The organism is Neisseria sp. P0021.S006 (assembly GCF_051956895.1).
On record NZ_JBQCWZ010000976.1, the window covers coordinates 1 to 549 of the forward strand.

Annotated in this window: 2 pseudogenes; one reads left to right on the top strand and one right to left on the bottom strand. The window is 48.3% G+C overall.

Annotated features, from left to right (window positions below):
* Nucleotides 1-125 (top strand): annotated as a pseudogene (locus ACTHUM_RS18240) (RNA-binding protein); the annotation flags it as partial.
* A gap of 93 nt (nucleotides 126-218) precedes the next feature.
* Here the strand turns inward: ACTHUM_RS18240 and ACTHUM_RS18245 are convergent.
* Nucleotides 219-549, bottom strand: a pseudogene (locus ACTHUM_RS18245) (hypothetical protein); the annotation flags it as partial.

Sequence of the window (549 nt, forward strand, 5' to 3'; positions counted from 1 at the left end):
CTGCCGAACGCGAAGCTCAAAAACAACTCGACCAAGCCAGCCGCATCAGCGCCGCTTATCCGGACGGACGCCCGACCAAACGCGACCGCCGCCAGCTTGACCGCATGAAGCGCGATAGCTGGTAAGCGTTTCATCCATTGTTTCAGACGGCCCTATATTCATGCCGTCTGAAAACCAAAAACAGGCAGGACATCCTGCCTGTTTTTTATTTGCGATGATTAAAATTTATATTCTAACTGACCGCGAATAACGTTCACGTCCTGTTTATCCGTACCAACGGTAGGCGTAACCTGTTTGCCGGCCAAATAGAAGCCTTTGAGTTTCCAGTTTTTCCAAGGAATATAAGTTGCACCGATTTGCACGCCTTGGACGTTTTTGCTGTAATCCTCAACAGAAGAGACACCGGACAACGAACCGACACGGCGGTAGTTCAAGAATACGTCGTAAGAATTACGGACGTTCCAGTCGGCCGATTTATAGCGCACTTCAGTGAACACGCCGTCATTTTTGATTTTTTGTCCGGCATCATTATAAGCTTTGATATTGGAC